The 262-nt window shown below is 58.0% G+C and carries 1 protein-coding gene; it reads right to left on the reverse strand.

The annotated features are described in order from the left end of the window. The coding region (locus tag PHA01_RS29650) for a sugar phosphate nucleotidyltransferase (protein WP_271899734.1) at positions 1-262 on the reverse strand (262 nt) is incomplete at both ends.

Raw genomic sequence — 262 nt, forward strand, 5'->3', positions numbered from 1 at the left:
ATAGCCGCGTCCCAATCGCTGAACCCGCAAATCGCCGCGCTCGAGATAGATATTGTTGACGCTGGTAATCTCCAGTTCGCCGCGGTGGGAAGGCTTGATGGATCGCGCGATATCGACGACTTCGTTGTCATAGAAATACAGGCCGGTGACGGCCCAGCTGGATTTCGGTTTGACCGGCTTTTCTTCGATGGAAAGCACCCGCCCCGAGGCCTTGTCGAACTCGACGACGCCATAGCGTTGCGGGTCCTCGACGTGGTAGGCA

It is taken from the genome of Candidatus Phyllobacterium onerii (assembly GCF_028331445.1).
GTDB lineage: Bacteria > Pseudomonadota > Alphaproteobacteria > Rhizobiales > Rhizobiaceae > Phyllobacterium > Phyllobacterium onerii.